Raw genomic sequence first — 25,011 nt, forward strand, 5'->3', positions numbered from 1 at the left:
TGTATAGGTAATGGCTGTCTTAAAATTGGAAAACTCCAATGTAAAATGAATACTACTGCATTTTTGTCTACTTATTCTTGGAAAAGCACTAAATATCCGACTTCATTTCTTCCCCACAGGACATAACTCCTGCTTCTTTTGCTTCAGTTTCAGAATTTTATGGATTTGATGGAAAGCTCCATGGCTTCCCTGGTCCATAGGTACATTTGTGGTGATATTCGAATAATTATATTATTAGTTTAAGGATTTTTACATAACTATTCAACTAGATTTTTAGAAATATCTTTCAAAAAGAACCCGATATACCCAAAATAGCAGGAATCCAAATCTAGAAATACTTCGCTTTTTTTTAATCAAAGTATTTAAAAAAATTGGCGCGATCTAATTTTGCCACGTTTGTCATATAAAAAAAGTTATATTTTTAACTAATCTAAAACATACTTTTGTAAGTACATTTTATTGACTCAACCGTCCAAGCTAATTACTTACAAATCAATTACCTTATGAAAACTTTTACTTTACTACTTACGCTGTTATTACTAAATCTGGGCGTCAGCCTAGGTGCCGATGTTACCACTGATTGTGGTTGTAGAGACGCAGACAACTTATTAAGAAATGGAGGCTTTGAAGCGGGTGACGAATATTGGTCATCACCCGATACCAATTTCGGAACAGACACTGAGTACAGTGTATGCGGAAGCAAAAATGGCATAATGAATGGTGCTGGCCAGGTTTACCAAACAGTAAGCGGAATGGTACCAGGAAAAATTGTCAAGTTGTCCGTATATGGTGGAACGCATGACAAGACGTTCAGACACACATTTAAGCTGACATTTTACAATAACTCTAACCAAATAGTGCCAATTGATGAAAACGGGAACAATACCGTCGACATGAATTATCAGGTAACTCAAAAGCACAAGCTCCAACAGTACAATTTGTCAGCAACGGTTCCAGCAGGCGCTACCAAAGTGCGCTTCTCACTGATTTCTAACGGAAACTATTTCAAAGTGGACGTAGCGTGTATGTCCGTAGAAGAGGCGCCAGTGGCTGTGGATTGCTGCCGGGATGAGGACAACTCCATCAAAAACGGAAGTTTTGAGACTGAAATCAACAGCACCAACTGGGTGACAGGAGGTACTAACTTCAAAACTGAGGGTACCTATAAAATGTGTGGTGAAAAGAGCGGTTTGATCACAGGTTCGGGTTCGGTTTACCAGGATGTGGCTATTATCGGAGGAAGCATCGTGAATGTTTCAGCTTATGGTGGAACACACGCACCTGCTACGCAGCACCTTTTCAAGCTGGAATTCTACAATGGCAATACCAAGCTGGGCGGTGATGTACAAACCACAATGGACTACAAGGTCCTTGCCGATAACAAGCTTAAAAAGTTCACAATAAGTGGAACGGCTCCGTTAGAAGCTACCAAAGTGCGTTTCGTCATTTATTCTGCCGGCGACTTTTTCAAAGTGGACGTGGTTTGTATGAGCCTTACACCACCTACACCTACAACCTGTACTGCTTGTGCTGATGCGCAGACAGTGTTGAAAAACCCAAGTCTCGAAAACGGAACGACCGATTGGTCTGCAACAAGTGGAACAAATTTCAGCTCAGTTGCTAAAAATTTCGCTTGCGGTTCCAAAGTAGGTAAAGTAAGCGGCGCTGGTATTGCTTACCAGGAGTTTGCGGTTGTTCCAGGAACGGCAGTAAGTTTGTCAGTTTACGGAGGGGTTTCTGATCCATCCAAAACCAACAAGTTTTACCTTGTTTTCATTGATGGCTCTGGTAATATCATCAGCGGCGCTCACAATTCTGAAAGGGATGTCAATCGCAATGCATTATCTGGTTTAGAGCAGTACAGCCTTTCAGGAACAGCTCCGGCAGGTGCGGTGAAAGTGGTATTCGGAGCTTATTCAGAAGGTGGCGACTTGTACTTTGATGCAGCTTGTATGACCGTAACACCTCCGGCTCAATGTGAACCTTGTGACAACAACAGGATCGTCAATTCCGGCTTTGAAGATGGTACAAACAACTGGAGTTCTGAGGGAACGTTTGCCGCTACGACAGATGCGAAAAATTGTGGGGATAAAGGTGCGAAGTTAACTGGTGCTGGAAAATTCTGGCAGGACGTGACGTTTGACCCGGCATGGGGAAGCATCATTACATTCAATGTATGGGCCGCAAAAGACGGAGCGGGAACTCAGAAATTCCAGATATTCTTCTACGACGCTTCCAATAAAGAGTTGGGCAGAATTGAAAAGGACATTGTCAAAATTTTTGGCAATGCGCCCGTTGGATTGGAAAAATATACATTGACAGGTCCTGTTCCTGAAGGTACGAAAGTGGTACGCATCCAGGGAATATCCACAGATGGAGTACTTAGGGCTGACGGAACTTGTATGACAGTTTCCGGACCTTCACTTCCTGTAACACTGGCAACATTTGATGTGAAAAAAGAAGGTAGCACAGCTTTGCTGAGATGGACTACCACTGCGGAAACGAACTCCGACCACTTCGATGTTCAGCACAGCCAGGACGGCAAAAACTGGACAGACCTTGCTACAATTCAGGCTCAGGGTGAAAGCACCAATGTTATCTCCTACGGCTATACGCACACTAGCCCATTCTTAGTCAATTTGTACAGACTGAAAATGGTTGATCTGGATGCGACATTTGCTTACAGCGCGATTAGAAGCCTGAATTTCTCGGGAGACGAGGAAATGAAAATTTATCCTAACCCGACTTCGGATCGTATCAAGCTTACCAGCAATCAAAAAGTAAGTAATGTTAAGGTCTACGATCAAAGAGGTGTGTTGGTAATGAATACATTGCCGGATTCAGCTAATGAAGTGGATTTGACCAGATTAGCGCAAGGAACTTACTTTGTGAAAATTAATGATGGTGCTTCGGTTCGCAAGATCCTGGTAGTTAGATAATTGTTGAAATAGCTTAATTAGTTTTTTGGTAAAGGCCCTTCGTTCGCATTATAGCGGATGGAGGGTTTTTCTTTAATTATATGTTCCTAACTTTCTGCGAAAGATAAAAAAAGCGCAATCAGAACATTGGCAGACGATAAAGACATCGAGACCCTGAACGTTAAAGACAAGGAGTTTTCGGACCGGTACGGATTTTCCAAGAGTGATTTTGGAATTGATTTTCAGTGGGGAGTTGCTACGGCAGCTTATCAGATAGAGGGCGCTGTTCATGAAGATGGCCGGGGGAAATGTATCTGGGATGTTTTTGCCCAGAAAAAGGGTAAAATAAAGAACGGAGACCATGCGACCCACACTTGCGATTTTTACCACAGATATGAAGAAGACCTGCGGCTTGCGAAATCGCTGGGCTTTGAAAAATTCCGTTTCTCCATTTCCTGGTCACGCATTATCCCTGATGGTCACGGGGAAGTGAACCAGCAAGGCATTGACTTTTACAACAGGCTCATTGATGCATGTATTTCCCTCGACATAGAACCCTGGATCACATTATATCACTGGGATTTGCCGCAGGCGCTGGAATTAGTCGGCGGCTGGAAAAACCGTAAAATTGTGGATTGGTTCAGCGCCTATGCGAAGGTCTGCGCTCAGGCATTTGGCGACCGCGTGAAATCCTGGATCATCCTGAACGAGCCAATGGCAACTGCGGGGCTTGGATATACTACCGGCCTGCATGCACCTGGGAAAAAGGGTATTTTGAATTTTCTCCCCGTGGTTCATCATTTGGCATTATGCCAGGCGGAAGGAGGCCGGGTCGTGAGGCAGCATGTTTCACAATCCTACATCGGTACAGCCATCTCTTGTTCGTATGTTCATGCAAATAGTACCAGCGCAGCGGATCTGCGGGCGGCTCAACGGGCCGATGCATTGATGAACCGGCTTTTTATCGAACCTGCGCTTGGTCTGGGTTACCCGAGTGACGCGTTTGCATTTCTGAAAAAGCTAGACATATATAAGCTGCCCGGAGACGATGAAAAGCTGAAGTTCGATTTTGACTTCATTGGGTTGCAAAATTACTTCAGCATTGTAGTGGAGCACTCCTATCTGGCCCCTGTATTATGGCTTAAAGAAGTTCCTGCAATACTAAGAAATGTGCCCATTACGCATATGGGCTGGGAAGTGAATGCAGATGGTATGTACCTGATTTTAAAGCAATTTGAAAAATACAAGGGCATCCGGGAAATCATCGTATCTGAAAGTGGCGCGGCTTTTGAAGATACCTTAGCGGAAAATCAGATTGCTGATATCAAACGTGTAGAATTTTTCAGGGACTATCTGGCCGCCGTCCTGAAAGCAAAAAAAGAAGGTGTCAATGTAAAGGGCTACCTGGCCTGGACATTAATGGATAATTTCGAATGGGCAGAAGGTTACGCAGCACGTTTTGGGCTGATATACGTTGATTTTGAAACCCAGCAGCGGATTATAAAAAATTCGGGTAAATGGTTTGCAAACTTATTGAAAGCAAATGAAGCGTAGTAATGTTCCAACTATTGCATCTGTAAATGCATCTTTTTGACAACTTATAAATTTTCCGGAAATGAAGATATTAATCGTTGTAATGGGATTGCTTGCCTGGATTGGTTGTCATGACGAAAGCAAAGTGTTGAACGAAGAAGTTTTTGAGGCGGATGCTACCTGGGTGAATATGCTGGCGGCAGACGGATGTTCCTGGCATTTTTCGGTTGTTTCAGGTGACTCAACCTTATCCTTTATTCCTGACGAAGGTTCACAGCAAAAAATTGATAAAGAACTTGGTAAGCTTACAGACTATTACAGCTTTACCGACGTGCACTTAAAATACAGCAAAACCGGCAACAAAGGAACAATCCTGTGCGGCTGGGGCAAACATGCGACCTATGACGAAATCAAGGTCATTGATATTCATAAAAAATAAACAGCTTGTGAAACTTACAGTTTAAGAATGTCTTTTGCTTCGCTGTCTGAGTAATAAGGTTTTAATTCCGCTTCATCAATCATTTCCTGCACCTGCTCTTCCGAAGCAGGTGTAGCTGCTTCAGGGCTATCGTCGTCCGACAATTCTTTGAAGGTAATAACGCCCCTCTGCGCCATTGAGTCAAGGAAACTTTTTATTTCACTTTCCACGGAAGAACTGGTAACGGTCACTTGAAATGTTTTCATGTTTTTGATTTTTTAAAGTAGAATTTCAAAAACCATACCTGCCATGAAGATCAGGCCTGACACTGTTCATCGTGTCCGAATTTGAACAATGAAATCCAGGTAACATATTGATTATGAGATCTAATAGACGTTGGTTCTGTTTTTTAAGGAATTAAGCAAAGTACTACGCAACTTCTTCTCAGAAATTGGCATCATTACGAAAACAAATCTATAAACATGAAAAAGCACAATTTACTCCTGATAATGCTCGGCCTGTTTGTGTCTCTGGCTGCGAATGCCCAGTCATATAACGATCAGCCTTACGTGACTAAAAATTTTACAAGTTCATCCCTTACGGAGCTTTCCGTGGAGACTTCCGGCGGTTCAATTGCCGTTACCGGTGGGCAAAGCGGCGGCTTCAAAGTTGAAATGTATGTGAGACAAAATAACTGGAACGGCAAGAAAGACCTTACAAAAGAAGAAATCGAAGATCGGTTGGAAGATTATGACATTCTGATCGGTACCCAAGGCAGCAGGGTAGTCGCTACTGCGAAAAGGAAAGCCAATAGAAGGTGGGATGACAAAAAGAATATCTCCATTGCGTTCAAGGTTTCTACACCCCGGAATGTAGCTACCTATCTGAAAACCAGTGGAGGTAGCATCAACATTGCGTCACTAACCGGGGAGCAAAATTTCGCGACCAGCGGCGGAAGCTTAAAAATCAATGATTTGAGCGGAGTGATTCGCGGAAAGACTTCCGGTGGAAGCATTGAGGTTTCTCATTGTGAGAAAGAAATCGATTTGCATACGAGCGGTGGAAGCATTAAGGCAGAAGATTTGAAAGGAAAAATCGAGTTGAAAACTTCCGGAGGGAGCATTGACTTGCAAAGCATTAATGGTGTGATTTATGCACACACCAGCGGTGGAAGCGTTAAGGGAGATCACATCAGCGGAGACCTTGACGCCGGGACGTCGGGAGGTTCAGTGCGCCTGGCGGATGTTTCGGGTAGTTTGAAGGCCAGCACCAGCGCAGGTAGTATAGAAGTGGAGTTGTCGAAATTGGGAAAATTCGTTGAGCTGCATAGCTCGGCTGGAAGCGTCCGCGTGACGATGCCTCTTGACAAAGGCGTTGATCTTGATCTTAAAGGAAACAAGGTCTCTATTCCGCTGAAAAATTTTGACGGACAGGTTGAAAAGGATCGCGTTCAGGGAAAAATGAATGGCGGCGGTATTCCAATAACACTTTCTGCAAGCAGCGGCAGCGTGTATGTGAATCAATAACAAACTCAATTGCCATATTTTAAAGGCATAGGTAAAGCAATCGCTTTATTTATGCCTTTTTCATTTTTAAGCCGTTACCAAAAGCAAATGCAGTCGTCAAAGTAGAAATAAACCACTTTGACTTATGTTCAAAAAAATCGTTGACCGTCTGCAGGACTACTTTGGAATTTCAAGGAAAGAGGCTCGTGGCGCTATCCTATTGATTGCCCTATGTTTTGTTGTATTATGGATGCCATTCATTTTTCGCCGCTGGATGCTGCCGCTTTTCCCGCCAATGTCTGCTCCAATCGATATGAAAATGTTGGATAGCATTGCCGCTGGTCTGGAGAGAGCAAATCAGGCAAAACTCAAAAACCGGACTGCCTATCCAAGCAAAAGTTTTAAAAAAATACCTGCATTAGATGTTAGGCTTTTTGATTTTAACCCAAACACCGCATCTGTTAATATTCTTACGGATTTGGGTATCCCTGCTTTTCTTGCAAATAGAATAGAGAAGTTCAGAATGAAGGGTGGCAAATTTCGGCGGAAGGATGATCTTTTGAAAATCTACGACTTTCCGGAAGATCTATATCTCCGTCTGGAAAAACACATCGTCCTACCTGCTGAGGTGTCGGACCGTGAACCAGTGATTGCGAGTCCGAAAACAACGACCAGAACATTTGAAACATCGAATACTCCTCGGTTTGCAAAGCCGGTTATTGAGACATTTGATATCAATGCAGCCGATACGACTCAATTAATCAAGTTAAAGGGAATAGGATCAAAACTTTCCCAACGGATACTGAAATTTCGGGATGCATTGGGGGGTTTTTACTCCATCAATCAATATTCCGAGATCTTCGGCCTCGATTCATTGGCGCTATCCGAATTGAATCATTACGCAAAAGTGATTGGCCCGGTTAAAAAGGTCAATATCAATACAATAAGTGCTGCCGAGTTGGGGAAACATAGCTATTTCAGGGACAGGAAAATAGTCAATGTTATTATTAATTATCGTGATCAGCATGGTTATTTTCAAGGAAGTGATGACTTGAAGAAGACGAAGGTTCTGGAAGAAAGCTGGATCAAAAAAGTAGAACCTTACCTGTCGTTCTGACATTGAGGTAAGGCCCTTTTTATGGCAATCAGATTAGAAGTTCGGTTTCAGGAGATATTTTGAGTAAAATTTATCAATGACTTTCACGGCTTCATCGGGCGTATCCACTATGCTGATCAATTTCAGGTCTTCGGCATTGATATTGCTTTCCGTAAGCATCGTCGATTTAATCCATTCCAGTAATCCTGACCAATAGCTGCTGCCAACAAGTACAATAGGAAAGCGGCCAATTTTTTTGGTTTGAATAAGCGTCATCGCTTCGAACATTTCATCGAGCGTTCCAAACCCGCCGGGCATTACCACGAAGCCCTGAGAGTATTTGACAAACATCACTTTCCTAACAAAGAAAAAATCGAAATTAATGCTCTTGTCATGGTCAATGTAAATGTTGCTATGCTGCTCAAATGGTAACTTAATGTTTAACCCGACAGATTTTCCGCCCTGCTCGAAAGCACCTTTGTTACCAGCTTCCATGATTCCCGGCCCGCCACCTGTAATGACGCCGTAGCCGTGCCTTACCAGTTTGGCTGCAATTTCTTCTGCTGTTTTATAGTGCGGGTTGTCGGGCAATGTCCGCGCAGATCCGAAGAGGGAAACACAAGGGCCGATCTTAGCCAGCTTGTCAAAACCTTCTACAAATTCGGCCATAACCTTAAATATGACCCAGGAATCGGCACTCTTTATCTCATTCCAGTTTCTATCTTCGAATGCTTCTTTTATTCTTTTTTCATCTTCAGGAACAGCAGGATTGAGGAGGGAAATGTCCACTAATTCTGCATTGGTTGGTTTTATCTGGTCACTCATTTTTTATAAAACTTGATTTAGTTGTTGAATTGGATAATAGTAACTTTGTTATTATCGCTAAATTATAATACCTGCTTACATTGCCATGGGCTTTTAAGGAGAGGCGGGTTACAATTAACAGAAAAATAATGCGAAAAATTGCTATCGGAGGAGACCATGCAGGGTTTCCGTACAAAGAACCCATCATTGAGTGGTTGTCCACAAATGGATTTGAAGTAAAGGATTTCGGCACATATGGCCCTGATTCGACAGACTATGCGGATTTTGCGCATCCGGTTGCGAGCGTGGTAGAAAGCAAAGAATTTGAAAAAGGGGTTTTGCTGTGCGGAAGCGGGCAGGGGGTTTGCATTACCGCCAATAAGCACCAGGGAATCCGGGCGGCATTGGTGTGGGATTTGCCGCTCGCTGCGCTAGCCCGTCAGCATAACGATGCTAATGTGATCTGTTTTCCGGTAAGATTTATTGAACTTGAAACGGCACTGGCAAGTTTGGAAGCATTTTTAAGTACCGAATTCGAAGGTGGCAGGCACCAGACACGCGTTGACAAAATTTCCTATTAATCGGTTCGCTGGTAAATTCCTTTCCACGGACTCAAACTGTAATGCTTATTTAACGCAGGAACGCGTTTTAGCAGTTTCGGCATGATATTCACCTTATCGATCACAAAATCGGGCGGATCCTTTTTGAAATTGTCATAGACATGGATCACGCTATCAAAGTTGTCGAGATTTTGTAAGTCATAGCTGGCTAGTTCCCAGTTGAGATAGGGCGTGGCAGTGAAATTATTAATGTACTCTCCCGAATGCTGCCCAAGCACGAGTATCCGTTTGTCCCGGATTTGGTCGGGTAACTCAGCCGGTTTAGCCCTCAAATTTTCCAGCTTCCCCATTGCAATTCCTGGAATAACACTTCTTAGTCCCTGATATTGGATCAGGATGATGACGGCCCCCATCAATGTAAACTGAAATTCATCAGCCCAGCTATTTTTTTTGAAACTTTGAAAATAATGCGTCGCAAAAAACGCGGCTGGCGGGACAAAAATCACAAATTGCATCGGTGCCAAAAACTGCATCAGCGGAATGGTAAACACCGCAGAAATAAACCATAATGCCATCACCTGCTGAATACGGGTCTGATAGTTGACAAAACGCAGCGTTGTGAAAATCCGCATGAAGCCCATTACCCCAAAACCCAAAGGCAGCAGTAGGGAGGCGAGCAATGAAGAGAAATCATTGAGGTTATATTGCTTTACCTGAAATACGGACGTCAAAAGGTTTCGGTTAAGGCTCTCGACGCCATTGTTGAGATAGAAGAAAAGCACAACCATCAGCAACGGGAAAATAGAACCAAATAACCCCAGCAAATGATGTCTTGCGCTCGAACCGGTATAGAATAACAATGCCAGGAATGCCCAGATCATGAATAGCGAAGCCGGAAGATAGAATAAGGTGGCGATCCCAATGTAAAGGCCCATTTCAAAAACTTGGGTAGTCACTTCACGCCGAACGAGTATTTTGACAATTGATCCAAAGGCGAACAGCAGAAAAGTGTTTGCAATCAACATCGGTGATAAGGTGCCCATATCAAAGGAGATGTTCAGGAACAATGCGTACAGTGCGCCTGGCAGAAAGGTACGTTCCGGGAAAACTTCCCTGGAATGGATTACATAGTTGAAATATAGGATTTGCACAAGGGAGACCGTCATCGCCGCAAGCTGATAAGCCCATTGGGTCCTGCCGAAAAGCGTGTCGATCAACCAGTAAGTCAACCCTGAAAAAGGACTGACATTATCCCAAACATCACGATAAAGCATAAAACCCCTGCCCATTTGTTCTCCTACCAGCATCCAGCTCAGTTCGGGTATCAGCAGGGGTGCTCCGCCCAGGAAAAACGGGAGCCGCAGCAGTAGAAAAAAAACTACTAAACTGATGGTTTGATACCGTGCGTTGACGCGAAAAAAACTGAGCAAGTGGTATGCAGATTATGTAACTTACCGGAATAACTTTCACGAAATTACAACTCCGCATTCTACAAAAACAAAATAAGTACGGATATTTGTGCTTATTAAAAAGGAGTGGGGGAATTTAGAAATGGAATCAAAAAGACAACAGAAAGTAGGCAGGCAAATACAAAAAGACCTGGGCGAAATTTTTCAAAAGGATGCTCAGCATCTCACCAATGGATCCTTTGTTACAATTACTGCAGTACGCGTGACGCCAGACCTGAGCATTGCAAGAGCCTATTTGAGCTTTCTGCCCGAAAACAAGAAAACATTTTTACTGGAAACGATCAAGGAAAATACCCGTTTCATCCGTCTAAAGCTTGCGGAACGGGTCCGTCACCAACTCAGGATTGTTCCGCATCTGCAATTTTACATTGATGATACCGCAGAGTACGCGGCGAAAATGGATCTTCTTTTTTCAGATATTGTGATCCCGCCTTTGCAGCCGGACGAGGAAGAGGAAACCCATTGATATAAAGTAAATCGTCATGGACCTTTCTTACCGGATTGCCATCCGCTATTTCTTCTCAAAAAATAAACGAAGCTTTATCAGTCTGATAGCCCGCATTGCGATGGCTGGCGTTGCTGTCGGTACGATGGCGATGGTGGTGGTACTTTCGGTTTTTAATGGTATGGAGGATTTGAACCGTAAAATTTTCAAAACCTTTGATGCCGACGTGAAAATTACACCGGTCACGGGGAAACGATTCAAGGTAACTGATCAGCTTATTGCGGATATCCGGTCGGTGGAGGGTGTGAAGCAGGTGACACAGGTCGTGGAGGACAATGCATTAGCACGATACGGCAATCAGCAAATTTATATTCGTCTCAAAGGGGTAGACAACACATTTGAAGTTCAAAAACAGCTTGATACCGCGCTAATAGAAGGATCGCTAAAATTGTATGGACCGAATGGTACGCCATATGCCATTATTTCCGAAGGTATACGCAATGCTTTGTCGATTTCGCTCGAAGATATCATTACACCCCTGGAAGTACTTTACCCGAAACTGGATACCAAAGTCTTGAATCTGACATCCCCCGAAGCATTTAAGCAGCTGGCGCTTCGGCCCGGAGGCATCTTTTTTATTGAAAACAGGTATGATGATTACGTGATCGCGCCTGTTGCGCTGGCGGATTCGCTTATGCAATATCGAGGGGCAAGATCGGCACTTGAAATCGTTGTCGCTCCGGGCTATAAGGAAAAGCGTGTAAGTGACAGCATTGGTCAGAAGCTGGGCGGAAATTATGTTGTAAAAGACAGGGATTCATTAAATTCAGACTTGCTTCGTGCTATAAAAATGGAGAAGCTTTTTGTGGCAGTGACGCTCTCCCTGATTATTTTAGTTGCTGCAATCAACATCTTTTTTTCATTGAGCATGCTTGCCATTGAAAAGAAAAATGACGTTTCAATGCTCTATTCGCTTGGGGCGGAACCATCGCTGATACGGAAAATTTTTCTGGCAGAAGGCGCCATTGTCGCATTGTCGGGAGCAATTGTCGGCCTTTTCGGCGGCGTAATGCTATGCTGGCTGCAAATTAAGTACGGATTTGTTTCAATGGGAATGTCGACGTCACTGGTGGATGCCTATCCGGTCAAATTAATATGGGGAGATATACTCTACACTGGCGTCATTGTCGTTATCATAACCGTGCTTGTATCCTATATTCCTGCCAGAAGAGCAGCGGACGCAGGATTGATTTTACGAGTTTAAAAGCATCATTCATATACACAACGCTCTATAACTGAAATACTTTGACCAAAATCCTAGCAATCAATCTGAAATCAGGTATGGCCTGTGAATATAAGCCACTTTTTTTGAGCCGATTTATATCTGCATTATTTACAATATCTCTTAGTCTACTTCTCACAAACATTGCATCTGGTTTCACTGCTCCGGCAGACACAGTCTATCGAAGAAATCCAGGAACAATAACCCCAAAAGGACCTTACAGGCCTGAGAACGTGAAAAAGAGTGAAATTCTTTATACCAGGCTTGATGTTCAGTTTGATTGGGCAAAACAGCAGGTTCCGGCTTCCGCAATTTTAAAATTTAAATCCCATTTTTATCCTCAAAACACACTTGAACTGGATGCAAAAGGGTTTGAAATTAAAAGTATCGCATTGCTTGATACCGTAGGGGATTATGGAATGCTGACAAAAGAGGAAATTGCGGCGAAGGTTACCAAAAAATTAGAATTCACTTATGATAAGCGGAAACTGGTTATCAAACTCGGCCAGAACTATTCAAGGAAAGACACGCTATTTGTCAAAATTGATTATGTAGCTCGGCCTAATGATATACCAAGAGGCAAACAGGAGGATAGTTCCACTGACAAAGGGCTGTATTTCATCAATGCGGACGGAATGGATGAAGAAAAGCCACGCCAGATATGGACGCAGGGAGAGACAGAGGGTAGCTCATGCTGGTTCCCGACTATAGACGCGCCAAATCAAAAATTCACTCAGGACTTCTATATTACAGTTGACAGCACTTATAAGACATTGTCTAATGGATTATTGGTCGATCAGCAGAAATTAAAAAAAGGGATGCGGACGGATCATTGGAGGCAAACTTTACCGCATGCGCCGTACCTGGCAATGTTGGCGGTTGGTGACTATGCAATTGCCAAAGATATGATGCCAAATGGACTCGAACTGAGTTATTATGTTGAGCCAAAATATGGGCAGGATGCGCATGCAATATTCGGACGTACGCCTGAAATGATGGGCTTTTTTACCAACATTTTTGGTGTCGAGTATCCCTGGCAAAAATACGCCCAGATTGTCGTGCGGGATTTCGTCGCAGGCGCAATGGAGAATACAACCGCAACGGTTCATGAAGAAGGCGTACAAAATGATACCCGTTCATTGGTAGATGGGAATTCTGACGCAGTGATTGCGCATGAACTTGCACATCATTGGTTCGGAGATTATGTAACCTGCGAAGAATGGGGTCAACTACCCTTGAATGAATCATTTGCAAACTACGCCGAATATTTGTGGAGCGAATACAATGATGGGAAATATGAGGCCGACTGGGGTAATTTACAGGAAATGAGAACCTACCTGCTCGAATCTGAAACCAAGCAGGTCCCAATGGTCCGCTACTTTTATAAGGATCGGGAAAATATGTTTGACAGCCACTCTTATTCCAAAGGTGGACGTATCCTGCATATGCTCAGGACTTATGTGGGAGATGATGCGTTTTTCGCTGCCTTGCAGGATTACCTGAAAACCCACGCTTTCGGGACTACCGAAATCGGTGATCTTCGGGTTTCATTTGAGAAAATTACCGGGCAGGACCTTAATTGGTTTTTCGATCAATGGTTCCACCGGCCGGGCCATCCATCTTTGAAAATCCAGCAGGAATATGTTGCGGCGAGTGGGAAGGTTTTATTAAAGATCAGGCAAGTGCAGGATACGTTGGCTTCGACCGTTTATCGTTTGCCTGTAAAAGTCGATGTTTGGGTGAGCGGGAAAAAGAACCAATATGAGGTTTTGGTTGACAAGGTAAGTCAAACGCTGGAATTTGCTGCCGCAAAGAAACCCGATCTGGTTGTTTTTGACTCGGAAGCGCAGCTGCTGGGAGTGATTGAACACGAGAAAAGCCTCCCGGAGATGGAATTTCAATATCTGAACGAAGACCGATTCCTGCATAAGTATGACGCGTTGTCTCAGCTCGAAGGATCAATAGCGGATAGTACTGTTAAAAATATCCTGGAAAAAGCCATGGGTGACCCTTTTTGGAAGTTTAGGCAAATGGCGATTAGTAACTTTGCTGAGTATGACGGTGTTGGGTTTGTCGATATTGAAAAGATCATTCAGACCCGCGCACGCATGGACCCGCATCCGCAGGTACGTTCGGAGGCTATCATTACATTAGCCTCTTTCGGGGACAATAACAGTGATCCGATTTTTAGAGAAGCATTAAGTGATAGTTCATACCAGGTAGTTTCTGTTGCGATCGAAAAATATTTGATGGGACAGCCTACCGATGCAAATGAAATTGCAGCGCAGTTTGAAGATTCGCCCAATGATGCCATTGTTACCTCTGTGGCTAACTACTACGCCGGACTCGCACAACCTGAACGGTTTGACTGGTTTCTGACGAAAATGAAATCAATGAAGCCAACCGAAAAGTATAATTTTCTGCAAGTTTTCGGGAAATACCTCATTAAGTCCAAGCAGGACATTCAAAGGCGCAGCATTCCTGTTTTGGAAGGTCTGGCAAGGGATAACCCGTCCTATTTCGTAAGATTTGGTGCTTTTCAGGCATTGGGCCTGTTAACGGATATTCAGGGCGTAACCGCACTGCGAAAAGATATTCGCGCCAAGGAAACTGAGCCTAAGCTGAAAGAAATGTACAGCCAGTTCGGGGAGTTGTAAATCAGACAGGGATAGGGGTCATCTGCGGTCAAGTATTGTCATTTTTAGTTCGGGGTTGTTCGGGATTGTTCGAAGGTAGTTCGGGATTGTTTGTATAGTTCTGAGCGATTTTAAAATAACTATCTAGAATGACAATTCATGACCATTACTGACTATTTCGAACTACCCTGTACCACCTCGAACTATCTTGAACCCCTCCGAACAATAATAACAATTTGTAACTTCAGCCTGCTCACTGCGGATCCAGGTAATAATCCAGGTTTTCCCGGGTGATAATGTCCAGGGGTAGGAATTTGATAGGTTGTATCTCCTTTTTAAAGACCAGGTGATTAGCCAATTGATGAATACCCCAATAACCCTGTCCAAGCGGGTTTTGGTTGATGAGAAAATTAATGATCTCTTTATTCAGATATTTCAAATTAGGCTCCACCAAGTCATAACCTACCAATTTGATATCAGTGATCTGTTTTCTCTCCAGATAAGCAGCAAATTCAAATGCCTTTGAATTCGTGACATACACCGCCCTCAGGTCGGGGTATTGGGCCAGAATATCATCCCAGGGTTTGTCATGTGACTCGTTTTCAGGAAAGTCAATTTCCTGGCTGATGATGTTAAAGCTTGGCTCTGTTTGCTTGCTGTGAAAATAATCCCTGAACCCCTCTTCCTTGGTAATCAAGTGCGCTGAATTGGAAATATCCTCATTAATATGCGCCACCAATATACTTCCAGCCGACTGTAGCCCAAAACTCAGGATTTTCGCCGCCAGGGAACCACTACGATATGAATCCTGCCCGATGTAACACAATGGATTGACATGTTCAATTTGGGTGTTGAAAAGCACGAAAGGAATTCCCAGGTCGGTCCATTCTTTAAAAAAAGGAAGTGCTTCTTTGTAAAAGATCGGGGCAATCAGTAAGCCGTCGGGATGCTCTAGGGTTACCTCACGCGCCTTTGCTATAAACGACTCATCATCGTGGGAGTTAAAAATGAACTGAGTAATATAAACGCCGTATTGACGCAGCTCTTTTTCAGCTTTTTCAAGCCCCGTTTTGGGTGCTTCCCAATAAGCGTCAAGACTTGGATCGGGGATCAGAACAGCCAGATTGAATGTGCGTTGCGATTTAAGCGACTGGGCAATGAAGTTAGGTTCGTAATTCAATTCCTTAATAATTCCCAGGATCCGCTCGCGTACATCATCCGCAACTCTGCCTCTATTATGCAATACCCTATCGACAGTCCCCTTGGATGTTTGGGCCTTTTCTGCTATATCTTTTATTCTTACGATTTTCTTTTTCACTTCAAACTTATTCTGAGACATTTTTAAAAAGCCTGCAAAGCTAATAACTAATGACGAAGATGTCAGAAAGTTGGAATATGCTTCTTGTTGAGCTACTTAATAATATTTCTCAAACTAATTTTATAATTTATTTGAGAATATCAATTATACCTTTTAGTTTTACTTATCTCTTTGACACATTTACGTTACAAAACGTGTACGGTCACGCCATAATTTTTGATGTGCGTGTTCGAACACTATTATTAAGTTTACTAGGATATATCAATATTAAAAGTAATTTTGCTTTTCTAGATCCCACTAATCCTAAATCCTGAAAAGCGTACGACATTTACTCGTGCGCTTTTCCATTTTCAGGGAATTTCGATGATGACATCGTCGCTGTCCACATAAGCCGAGCAGGTTAAGATCCACCCATCGTTCAGGTCACGATCCGTCAATACTTCGTTTACGCTCATGTGAATTCTCCCACTTTTGCAGATTCCCGCGCAGGTAGAGCACCTTCCACCCTTACAACTATACGGCAATTGAATACCTGCGGCCAGCGCAGCTTCCAAAACCGTGGTATGGGCAGGGATTAACAGATTTTGCAGTCGCTCTCGAAAATGAAGCAGTATCTTATGCGGGAATGATATGGGTGGAGGTGGCGGGGGAGAGGTAATTACAAAATTCTCCTTTCTGATCTGCGCATTGGAATACCCAAGAAAATGCAGCGTAATTTCTGCGGAGCGCATTAGATCGAACGGACCACAGATAAAGAAGCGCGCATCCTCACGCTTGTAACGCAATGATTTGTTGATCAGCTGTTCCAATCTGGTATTATTGATCCGCCCACGTATACCGTTCCATTCGTCCGAGGGCTGACTGTGAATATGAACCACCTGCAGCCGATTTGGAAACCGTGCCTCCCAACTTTCAATTTCGTGCCAAAACAATGTGTTATTCACATTTCTGCTAGCATAGATTAAAATAATATGGCAGCTATCCTCTGTTGCTAATGCTTGTTTTAAAATAGAAAAAAGGGGTGTAATGCCGCTCCCAGCTCCTATGAGAACGATATCCCTATTTTTGTTTTCTGATTCTTCCAAGACGAAGCGCCCAGACGGTGGCAATACACTGAATGAATCTCCAACCTGAACATGATCTATCCAAAAGCGCGAAATCTCACCATTAGGGATGCGTTTAATTGTGATAGCCGGGTATTCGTCTACGTCCGGCGCTGAGCTCATAGAATAGGAGCGCCTTACTTCATGTCCGTGTATATGAATTAAAAAAGTGAGGAACTGTCCTGCTTTGTAGATCAAACGTGCTCCATCGCTTCTTTCCAAAATAAAAGTCTTGGTATCACTTCCCTCATTCCTTATCTGCCTGATATGCAGCGTTATCGATGACTCCGACATACGAATTAAAAGGCATTGGATGGTGAGATGGACTGATCGTTTTCAAAACCGTTCCATAATGTCTGGTATTCGGCCAGCAAAGTCCAGCAATGTGCCTCGCAGATCCAATGCATGTGAAATAACGGGTGTATTGATAGCCGGTATAGCAAAGGATTTTGATATGCCGTGAGCAAGCCGGCAATAAAAAAATAGAAACCCTTGAAATCCGCTGTTTTGAATTTTTCTATCTCAATCCTTTCTGTTTTTACACCCAACCGGATTAAGGATGAAGCTAAAATCACTCGGTCCATCCTATTTTCTGTTACGGCGGACAGCCGAATGATATCATTCACAAACTTTACACGGGCTGTTCTCAAATGCTCCGGATCGAAGGTGCCAATCAAGCGGGCTACGTGGTAAATGATCAGCGGAGCTCTTGGATATTGATGTGCAAAACGGAAAGGGGATTGTAAGTAGCGACCCGTTTCAATCACCGAACGAATGTATGCCAAGCTGTCGCTATCGTGTTGATTGAAAGGAAGTTTGTAATGCATAATGCAGTACAGCAGATTACTCAGGACGCTGATATCAAATTCAACATACATATTTTTTCCAAACCAGGTTGAATATGCCTTTAATGATTTGTATTCAGGAAGTGTATTGCTGATCCATTTTTTGCTTCCGTTAGCGTGCACGGCAAGTTTGCCTTTAAGCCAGTCAAGTTCATCCTGTGAAGGATTAGTTGTCATGTATACAAATGCCGTGTCGTCCACATCATCCGGTATTCTGAAATGATCAAAATGGCGGAAAACAAAGCCGTTTGGGAAATGTTTCGACGGCTTGGTTTTCCAAAAATTATAAGTTTTGAGCCCGTCTTTATTTTTGAAATCCGGATAGTTCAGGATGACTTTCGCACAAATCGAATCAATCTTCGCCTGAATTTCAGCAGTCGCATCTTTTCGAATGGATTGCAGAGTAAAACAAATGATCGACGAGAAAAAAATGGTCGTGTCGGGCCTTTGGTAACCAATGAGCGGATTAACTCTTCGAGCAGGGAATATGCCTTGGGGAAACAAGTTATTTCCTTTGGATTGCAAGTTTTCAATTCGTTCAATAAACTGCTGCATGGACTGCTGAATGATCAAACGCCTTCCGCTACCACCTCTTTTACATTGGGTACCATTCGGGTCAGCAGATTTTCTATACCCGCTTTCAATGTCAGTGTAGAAGAAGGGCAGCCGCTGCAAGATCCTTGTAATAAGACTTTTACCACACCAGAATCTTCATTAAACGAGTGAAAGTTGATCGCACCCCCGTCGGATTCTACGGCCGGACGAACATACTGGTCTAATGCTGCCTTTATTTTTTGTACCGTATCCGAATCCCTTGAATCTACGATTAAAGTGTTCGTGTCAATTGTTTTTTGCTCGAAAACAGGGTGATTTTCTTCGAAGTAAATTTTGATAAACTGCTTTGTATCACGCAAAACTTCCTCCCATGCATTGGTATCATCCTTTGTAATGGTAATGAAATTACTTGTAATGAAAACTCTTTTTACATGTGGAAACTGAAAAAGATCGGAAGCTAGTGGAGACGCTTTTCCTTCTTCAAGAGCAGACTCCAGGGAAGGATAATCAAATGAAAGACCGTCTGGAACAAGCTCGAAGTTCAGGACGAACTTCATAGAATTAGGATTGGGACTTAATTCGGTATATACGAAAACTGGGCGTGTCAGCATTTTTTCTATTTTTTCAAAGATGGTAGGTAAACTTGTAATGGGCAAACAACCTAAAGTAACTTTTGGTTTGAGGAACCCGGATTTGTCAGGCAAATAAAAGCCCGCAAGACGATTAGTCCAACGGGCTTTTTACTTGGTTGGTTATCCAACCTGATGACTATGCTTCTGCAACAACAACTTCTGCAACAGGAGCTGCGATCGGCTCGATGTGAACAAAAGACTTGTTAGCGCGGGTTTTGCGGAAAACCACGTTACCTGCAACCAATGCAAAGAGCGTATGGTCGCGACCGATACCTACGTTTTTGCCTGGGTTGTGTTTTGTTCCACGCTGACGAACCAGGATATTTCCTGCTTTGGCAAGCTGGCCACCGAATAATTTTACGCCCAGACGCTTGCTTTCTGATTCCCGTCCGTTTCTTGAGCTACCTACACCTTTCTTATGTGCCATGATATCTTAACTATTAATGATAATTTCTTGATTGATTAAAACAGACAACCCGTTTGGATGGTCAAATGAAAAAGTTAGGCGACGATCTCGTCGATACTGATCTTAGTCAGATACTGGCGATGGCCGTTTTTAACTTTGTAACCTTTACGTCTTTTCTTCTTGAAGACGATTACTTTTTCACCTTTAAGGTGTTCAAGAACAGTTGCTTTAACAGAAGCACCTGCTACTGTTGGGAGACCTACCTGTACTGTGCCTTCGTTGTCAACGAGGAGGACTTTGTCAAATACAAGCTCAGCGTTCACGTCACCTTCAAGCCTATGCGTGAAGATTTCGCGACCCTTTTCAACTTTAAATTGCTGACCTGCGATTTCTACGATTGCGTACATGTTAATAATTGATTGTATACTGGATTCAAAAACGAGGTGCAAAGATAATTAGCTAAACGCAGAATTACAACGGATTAGCAAGAATATTGCCCGGTTTTATCCTTATAAAAGCGCGGCGAAAATAATCACGGCAAAATCTTACCTTTATGTGATAACCAGCGGCGCAAACGTTTAGTGAGGTTGGACGGGTTGACGGCTTAACAAACTTTAACAGCAGCATCTTTTACTTTTACTCATAAAAAGAGTCTGACTATAGAATGATTAACAAAAACAAAAAAATGAAAATTGGTCTGTGGATTTTAATGATCTCTTGCGCTTGCCTTTCTGTTCACGCCAGCTCAATTGATTTAAAATCATCCATTTATGAGCAAAATCAGTCGGGATATCAAATTGGTGACGCGGCTGCAAACTTCCGCTTGAAAAACACAGATGGCAATATGGTTTCCCTCGCCGATTATAGCAATGTGAAAGGTATCATTGTAATCTTTACAAGTAATCATTGTCCTTTTGCAAAGGCCTATGAAGACAGGATTATCGCGTTGAACAGCAAGTTTGCCTCACAAGGTTTCCCGGTTATTGCCATTAATCCGAGCGACCCGGGAACACACCAGGACGATACTTTTGAAAAAATGAAGGAAAGGGCATTGACAAAAAGTTACGGATATCCATATCTTGTAGATGATTCCCAGCAGGTAGCCAAAGTGTTTGGAGTAGGCCGTACGCCTCAGGTTTATGTACTTCAAAAAAGTGGAGCAAAATTCACGGTCAGGTATATTGGTATGATTGATGACAATCCGCAGGATCCGCTGGGGGTTACCAAACTTTATGTGGATGAGGCCGTCACTAACCTAATCGGAGGTAAACCTGTAGTAACCACCATTACCAAACCGGTGGGTTGCGCCATCAAGTGGAAAAATTAACAATCGATTGACTTTTAAGTCCTTATGAATAAAATTATTACTCTACTCATACCAGCGCTTTTCATTTTTATCCAAATCGGTTTAGCGCAAACCAAAAGCAAGAAATTTTCAAATGAGGGCGAATTCACGAGTAATTGTGAAGGCCCGGCTGTAGATGAAGAAGGCAATGTATATGCCGTAAACTTCGCCCGGGATGGTACGATCGCGCAGATTAATAAACGAGGGAATGCCAGTTTCTTTGTGACATTACCCAAAGGCAGCACTGGAAACGGGATCCGGTTCGTGGATAAAAATACTTTTTATGTAGCAGATTTTACAGGCCATAATGTCCTTAAAGTCAATATGATAACAAAGGATATCTCGGTGTTTGCCAACGAACCTAAAATGAACCAGCCGAATGACTTGGCAATTACCGCATCAGGCCACATCTTTTGTTCGGACCCAAATTGGAAGGAGGGAACGGGACAGATCTGGCACATTACCCCGGAAGGTAAAGTAAGCCTGGCGGAAGGGAACATGGGTACGACCAATGGGATAGATGTCAGTCCGGATGAGAAGAAACTTTATGTGAATGAAAGTGTGCAACGGAAAATATGGGTATTTGACCTTGCTTCTGACGGTACGCTATCCAATAAAAAGCTTCTACATCAATTTGAAGACGGCGGAATGGACGGAATGCGCTGCGACGTGCAAGGCAATTTATACATTGCCCGCCACGGTAAAGGCGAAGTTGCCGTGCTTTCACCCGAAGGCAAGGTAATTCAGACCATCCAAACCATCGGAAAAAAGGTATCCAATATCTGTTTCGGGGGCAAAAATGGAAAAACCTGCTACATCACCCTGCAGGACCGGGGCTGCCTCGAAAGTTTCAATGCCAAAATTGCTGGCAGGGAATGGGCGATGATGAAGGCATTCGCTGCAAACAACAAAAAATAATTTCTAAAAATCTGAAGATCAAAGGTTGATCACTTTGAATCTAACATCTTGTTCATTTACTTTGTAACTCAAAGTACTTTTAATATTTTCAACTATGACATTAGAAAAACTATCGCGCTATTTACAGAGTAACCAAAAGGTGGCCCTGCTTGCATTCGTCTCCGCCGCAGCCATGACCCTCCTTTCAATGCGGGTATTGATTGAGAATTGGGGCTTCATTTTCCTTGCCTGGAACCTCTTTTTGGCATGGATACCCTTAATTTTTATCAAATGGGTATGGGAACAAGAGTCCAGGCAAAAACTTCCTTTCTGGCTCTTAGCCATCTACCTGTGCGTCTGGCTGCTGTTTTTTCCCAATGCCCCATATATTATCACCGATTTGAAACACCTCCGTGCAGTGCCCGAACATATGATCTGGTATGATGCGCTGATGATCTTTACATTTTCGGTAGCGGGTTTTCTGACAGGCCTTTACAGCATTCGCATTGTACACAGACTTGTGGCTGGTCGCTGGAACGAACGGCTTGCCTGGATGGTGGTAACAGTATCCATGTTCATGAGCGGTTTTGGTGTTTTTCTAGGTCGGTATGGCAGGTGGAACAGCTGGGACATTGTAACGCAGCCAGGATCTTTGGCGCGTGGCATTTTGAAGAGTATGACTGACCCACTGGCCATTAAACACACTTTTTCGTTTTCGTTCGTGCTGATGTTATTGTACTTTGCGTTCCATATTTTCGCCGAATTGAAACAGAATGAACCGACCCATCGATATTCTTAAAGCGCTTCGCAGCTTTCGTTATGCAGGCGTTGGGATTTATAATTTATTCCGGTACGAGAACAATGCGCGAATTCACTTCATGGCTTGTATCCTTGTGGTCATTGCGGGGATTTTCTTTCAGATATCCTCAATTGAATGGGCATTGATTGTAATCCAGATCGCGCTCGTTTTGGCAGCCGAAGCAATTAATACCTCCATCGAAAAGCTAGCAGACCTGGTTTCTCCAGAATATCACCCTGTTATCAAAATTGTAAAAGATACCGCGGCCGCGGCGGTGCTCCTTCTCGCCATATCTGCTGTTATTATCGGCGTTATTATTTTTATTCCCAAAGTGCTTTTGTATTTCTAGTACTGCAAACTTTCATATCTGACCTTCACTTTTACATTTAATTGTACTTATGAACCCCAATCAGGATTCTTTGCACACATTGGCTGAAATACGGGACTTAATGGAGCGGTCTTCCAAGTTTCTTTCTTTAAGCGGTCTAAGCGGTGTTTTTGCAGGTGTTTTTGCTCTAATTGGTGCTGCAGCAGCTTACATCCGTTTCAAAACAGGTTTGCTGTCCGAAATCCTGATGCCTTTTACAACTTTTAACGGACATTCGAGGGCGGACCTGATTACCTTCCTGTTGGTGGATGGTTTGCTTGTACTGTTTTTCTCGCTTGCTGTAGGGATTATTTTCACTGTGCGAAAAGGCAAAAAGAAAGGACTGACCTTGTGGAATGGAAGCTCAAAACGCCTTCTGGTAAATATGTTAATTCCACTGGCCACTGGCGGGATCTTTTGTCTGGCGATGCTTTCTTACGGATTCATCTGGCTGGTTTTCCCTGCTACATTATTATTTTACGGCCTGGCACTTGTCAACGCAAGCCGTTTCACCTATCCCGAAGTTTTTTACCTTGGCATATCCAACATTACCATCGGTTGCGTCGCCCTTTTTCTGACTGGCTATTCGCTGCTTTTTTGGGCGCTGGGATTTGGCGTATTGCACATCGTCTATGGTCTGACGATGCATAATCGTTACGATAGAGAAAAGCTGCCCGACAATAAAATCAGGTCGAAAGGCGTGATGGTTTTTCTGCTCATGTTGGTAGCAGGCTCAGGCTATTCGCAGATTCAGGCTGATTCCACAATGAGCGCAACCAGGAATTGGTATGATAAAGAGACGATCTATATGCGCAGTGGTAACAGTTTTGTAAAAAACAATGTCATGTATGCGGGCCAAAAGGCACTTTTGAAGGAGTTTTCAGTTTCACAAGAAGGGATGGGGTTGTATCTCAGGTCGCGTCGCACAAGAAGTATAGGGCTGGTAATTTCGCTGGCTGGCTCCGCAGGATCGGTCATTTCGTTGCTGTCGGGCAACCGAGATAACTTAAAGAAATTTTTTTGGGTGTCGGTAGGAACCGGCGTGGTATCTTCGGTTTTGACGATGCAGGCCAATAATATGCGGGATCAGGCGGTTTGGCTGCGAAACCGCGATGCGTTGCTTTTTATGGAAGCCAATCAATAAGTTTCCGTTAGATAAGGAGGTTGGTAAATGGAATGGTTAGAAAAGTTTAATAAAGTTTTTGAAAGTAAAATCAGGCTCGGGCTTATGTCCGTGCTGGTGGTAAACGACTCCCTCAGTTTCAACGAATTGAAGGATTTGCTACAATTAACGGACGGTAACCTCGCTTCACACCTAAAAGCCCTGGAAGAGATTAAATACATTGCATTTCAAAAGCAATTTGCGGGACGAAAGCCGCTGACAACTTATAAAGCCACAGAATCGGGGCATAAGGCCTTTACAGAACATTTGCAAGTACTGGAAAACATGATCCGGGAGAATTTGTAAACGGGCTTTCGCAAAAAAAAGGCTATCTGACGATTGTCAAACAGCCTTTTAGCATTCTTCAAAGCCTTCTTTTAAAACTTCACCGGCACCGAGAATCCAGCTTTATCCCATTGGAAATCCAGTGACGTATCTTTTACATCAAATGTTAGTTTCTCCTGAGAAGTTGGGAATGATTTGTTCGGAACCGTAACTTTCAAAACGTCCTTTCCTTTGATTTCCTCATATTTATAGGCGCCCCATTGTCCCAATTCGCTGTTCAAGATAATGGTCCAATCCTTTTCGGTAGGCAATGCAAAGAATGTATATCTTCCTGCTTTTACGGGTTTACCGCCGAATGTGCCATCCTTTTTAAATGTAATCATGGTTGCGCTGTCTGCACCAATCCGCCATACTTTGCCATAAGGTTCCAGGCTTCCGCTGCCTCCTTTTCCAAAAAGGACCCGGCCTCTTTTCGAAGGCTGACCATAATCGATCTTTAAATTTTTGCCATCTGCACTCACGTGCGGACTTTGTGCGGAAGCCCAGGTCAATGCAAGCAAGGTCAGGAAAAGCGAAAAAAATGTTGTTTTCATAAAAAAGTAAGAATTTAGAAATTGTTTTTGGTAGTAAA

At 43.3% G+C, this 25,011-nt stretch carries 25 protein-coding genes; 15 read left to right on the top strand and 10 right to left on the bottom strand.

Translation table 11 applies throughout. From position 1 onward, the window contains the following. The first annotated feature begins 503 nt into the window (after positions 1–503). From FHS68_RS04895 to FHS68_RS04905, 3 genes are all read left to right on the top strand, one after another. Positions 504–2,939: a T9SS type A sorting domain-containing protein gene (locus FHS68_RS04895; RefSeq protein ID WP_167267743.1), complete on the top strand. Its 2,436-nt coding sequence runs from the start codon at positions 504–506 to the stop codon at positions 2,937–2,939. Positions 2,940–3,065: 126 nt separating this feature from the next. Then, the gene (locus tag FHS68_RS04900) at positions 3,066–4,472 is read left to right on the top strand and encodes a GH1 family beta-glucosidase (RefSeq protein ID WP_374757493.1); all 1,407 of its coding nucleotides are present in this window, start codon (positions 3,066–3,068) and stop codon (positions 4,470–4,472) included. Between the two features lie 61 nt (positions 4,473–4,533). Continuing rightward, entirely contained in the window at positions 4,534–4,890 is a 357-nt protein-coding gene (locus FHS68_RS04905) for a hypothetical protein (RefSeq protein WP_167267745.1), read from the top strand. Between the two features lie 14 nt (positions 4,891–4,904). Here the strand turns inward: FHS68_RS04905 and FHS68_RS04910 are convergent, their stop codons facing one another. Next, entirely contained in the window at positions 4,905–5,135 is a 231-nt protein-coding gene (locus FHS68_RS04910) for a hypothetical protein (RefSeq protein ID WP_167267747.1), read from the bottom strand. A gap of 216 nt (positions 5,136–5,351) precedes the next feature. Here FHS68_RS04910 and FHS68_RS04915 point away from each other — a divergent pair, with 216 nt between their 5' ends. Continuing rightward, complete coding sequence (locus FHS68_RS04915; protein WP_167267749.1) at positions 5,352–6,395, top strand: DUF4097 family beta strand repeat-containing protein; 1,044 nt, start codon at positions 5,352–5,354, stop codon at positions 6,393–6,395. Positions 6,396–6,519: 124 nt separating this feature from the next. After that, on the top strand, positions 6,520–7,491 hold the full coding sequence (locus tag FHS68_RS04920) for a ComEA family DNA-binding protein (protein WP_167267751.1): 972 nt from the start codon (positions 6,520–6,522) through the stop codon (positions 7,489–7,491). Positions 7,492–7,524: 33 nt separating this feature from the next. Here FHS68_RS04920 and FHS68_RS04925 read toward each other — a convergent pair whose 3' ends face one another. Then, positions 7,525–8,295 carry an LOG family protein gene (locus FHS68_RS04925; protein ID WP_167267753.1) on the bottom strand — a complete coding sequence of 257 codons (771 nt, stop codon included), beginning with the start codon at positions 8,293–8,295 and terminating at the stop codon, positions 7,525–7,527. A gap of 128 nt (positions 8,296–8,423) precedes the next feature. Here FHS68_RS04925 and rpiB point away from each other — a divergent pair, with 128 nt between their 5' ends. Then, positions 8,424–8,855, top strand: coding sequence for a ribose 5-phosphate isomerase B (gene rpiB / locus FHS68_RS04930; protein WP_167267755.1), 432 nt, complete (start codon positions 8,424–8,426; stop codon positions 8,853–8,855). On the opposite strand, the gene FHS68_RS04935 is transcribed toward rpiB, so the two are convergent. Continuing rightward, the gene (locus tag FHS68_RS04935) at positions 8,852–10,264 is read right to left on the bottom strand and encodes a hypothetical protein (protein ID WP_167267757.1); all 1,413 of its coding nucleotides are present in this window, start codon (positions 10,262–10,264) and stop codon (positions 8,852–8,854) included. The genes rpiB and FHS68_RS04935 overlap by 4 nt on opposite strands. A gap of 121 nt (positions 10,265–10,385) precedes the next feature. Between FHS68_RS04935 and rbfA the strand changes: the two genes are divergently transcribed. The 3 genes from rbfA to FHS68_RS04950 are packed head-to-tail and all read left to right on the top strand — an operon-like array spanning position 10,386 to position 14,687. Next, positions 10,386–10,769 carry a 30S ribosome-binding factor RbfA gene (rbfA, locus tag FHS68_RS04940; protein ID WP_167267759.1) on the top strand — a complete coding sequence of 128 codons (384 nt, stop codon included), beginning with the start codon at positions 10,386–10,388 and terminating at the stop codon, positions 10,767–10,769. A gap of 16 nt (positions 10,770–10,785) precedes the next feature. Next, positions 10,786–12,012: an ABC transporter permease gene (locus FHS68_RS04945; RefSeq protein ID WP_167267761.1), complete on the top strand. Its 1,227-nt coding sequence runs from the start codon at positions 10,786–10,788 to the stop codon at positions 12,010–12,012. Positions 12,013–12,053: 41 nt separating this feature from the next. Beyond that, on the top strand, positions 12,054–14,687 hold the full coding sequence (locus tag FHS68_RS04950) for a M1 family metallopeptidase (protein WP_229211768.1): 2,634 nt from the start codon (positions 12,054–12,056) through the stop codon (positions 14,685–14,687). A 232-nt stretch (positions 14,688–14,919) separates the two neighbouring features. Here the strand turns inward: FHS68_RS04950 and FHS68_RS04955 are convergent, their stop codons facing one another. The 6 genes from FHS68_RS04955 to rplU all read right to left on the bottom strand — a co-directional run bounded on the left by FHS68_RS04955 (position 14,920) and on the right by rplU (position 19,932). Continuing rightward, the gene (locus tag FHS68_RS04955; protein WP_208408160.1) at positions 14,920–16,005 is read right to left on the bottom strand and encodes a substrate-binding domain-containing protein; all 1,086 of its coding nucleotides are present in this window, start codon (positions 16,003–16,005) and stop codon (positions 14,920–14,922) included. 329 nt (positions 16,006–16,334) lie between these two features. Then, complete coding sequence (locus FHS68_RS04960; protein ID WP_167267763.1) at positions 16,335–17,381, bottom strand: ferredoxin--NADP reductase; 1,047 nt, start codon at positions 17,379–17,381, stop codon at positions 16,335–16,337. A 5-nt stretch (positions 17,382–17,386) separates the two neighbouring features. Continuing rightward, positions 17,387–18,487 carry a hypothetical protein gene (locus FHS68_RS04965; protein WP_167267765.1) on the bottom strand — a complete coding sequence of 367 codons (1,101 nt, stop codon included), beginning with the start codon at positions 18,485–18,487 and terminating at the stop codon, positions 17,387–17,389. Between the two features lie 14 nt (positions 18,488–18,501). After that, on the bottom strand, positions 18,502–19,098 hold the full coding sequence (locus FHS68_RS04970) for a NifU family protein (RefSeq protein WP_208408162.1): 597 nt from the start codon (positions 19,096–19,098) through the stop codon (positions 18,502–18,504). A 157-nt stretch (positions 19,099–19,255) separates the two neighbouring features. After that, positions 19,256–19,546 carry a 50S ribosomal protein L27 gene (rpmA, locus tag FHS68_RS04975; RefSeq protein ID WP_167267767.1) on the bottom strand — a complete coding sequence of 97 codons (291 nt, stop codon included), beginning with the start codon at positions 19,544–19,546 and terminating at the stop codon, positions 19,256–19,258. A gap of 74 nt (positions 19,547–19,620) precedes the next feature. Next, positions 19,621–19,932, bottom strand: coding sequence for a 50S ribosomal protein L21 (gene rplU, locus FHS68_RS04980; protein WP_167267769.1), 312 nt, complete (start codon positions 19,930–19,932; stop codon positions 19,621–19,623). A 278-nt stretch (positions 19,933–20,210) separates the two neighbouring features. Here rplU and FHS68_RS04985 point away from each other — a divergent pair, with 278 nt between their 5' ends. From FHS68_RS04985 to FHS68_RS05010, 6 genes are all read left to right on the top strand, one after another. Further along, a complete protein-coding gene (locus tag FHS68_RS04985; RefSeq protein WP_229211769.1) occupies positions 20,211–20,852 on the top strand; it encodes a thioredoxin family protein in 642 nt (213 codons plus the stop codon). A gap of 24 nt (positions 20,853–20,876) precedes the next feature. Beyond that, positions 20,877–21,788 (top strand): SMP-30/gluconolactonase/LRE family protein, encoded by a 912-nt coding sequence (locus tag FHS68_RS04990; protein ID WP_167267771.1) that lies wholly within the window; start codon positions 20,877–20,879, stop codon positions 21,786–21,788. A 94-nt stretch (positions 21,789–21,882) separates the two neighbouring features. Next, on the top strand, positions 21,883–22,566 hold the full coding sequence (locus FHS68_RS04995) for a DUF1361 domain-containing protein (RefSeq protein ID WP_167267773.1): 684 nt from the start codon (positions 21,883–21,885) through the stop codon (positions 22,564–22,566). Continuing rightward, complete coding sequence (locus tag FHS68_RS05000) at positions 22,541–22,915, top strand: diacylglycerol kinase family protein (RefSeq protein ID WP_167267775.1); 375 nt, start codon at positions 22,541–22,543, stop codon at positions 22,913–22,915. The genes FHS68_RS04995 and FHS68_RS05000 overlap by 26 nt, the downstream gene beginning before the upstream one ends. 49 nt (positions 22,916–22,964) lie before the next feature. After that, positions 22,965–24,077, top strand: coding sequence for a hypothetical protein (locus FHS68_RS26625; RefSeq protein ID WP_167267777.1), 1,113 nt, complete (start codon positions 22,965–22,967; stop codon positions 24,075–24,077). A 27-nt stretch (positions 24,078–24,104) separates the two neighbouring features. Then, positions 24,105–24,401 carry a winged helix-turn-helix domain-containing protein gene (locus tag FHS68_RS05010; RefSeq protein WP_167267778.1) on the top strand — a complete coding sequence of 99 codons (297 nt, stop codon included), beginning with the start codon at positions 24,105–24,107 and terminating at the stop codon, positions 24,399–24,401. Between the two features lie 71 nt (positions 24,402–24,472). Here the strand turns inward: FHS68_RS05010 and FHS68_RS05015 are convergent, their stop codons facing one another. After that, a complete protein-coding gene (locus FHS68_RS05015; RefSeq protein ID WP_167267780.1) occupies positions 24,473–24,973 on the bottom strand; it encodes a DUF2911 domain-containing protein in 501 nt (166 codons plus the stop codon). Positions 24,974–25,011 lie beyond the last annotated feature (38 nt).

Source organism: Dyadobacter arcticus (assembly GCF_011762185.1).
Classification (GTDB): domain Bacteria; phylum Bacteroidota; class Bacteroidia; order Cytophagales; family Spirosomataceae; genus Dyadobacter; species Dyadobacter arcticus.